Raw genomic sequence first — 229 nt, forward strand, 5'->3', positions numbered from 1 at the left:
GGAGGCACGATGTTCGGGGTGGTCCCAAAAGTGGTGTGGTCGAAACGCTACCCTGCTAACGGGCAGAATCAGATCGAATTGCCGACGCATCCGATTTTGGTGCAATTCAAAGGCCATAATATTTTGGTCGACAGCGGCCTCGGCAATGGCAAATTGACCGATCGCCAAAAGCGCAACCTGGGCGTGTCCTCAGAATCCCGCGTCGAAGAGGAGCTGCAAGAGCTGGGCT

1 pseudogene is annotated in these 229 nt (G+C 55.5%); it reads left to right on the forward strand.

The features are described 5' to 3' along the window. A pseudogene (locus tag SB775_RS34440) lies at positions 1–229 on the forward strand (MBL fold metallo-hydrolase); the annotation flags it as partial.

It is taken from the genome of Peribacillus sp. SIMBA_075, from assembly GCF_046534585.1.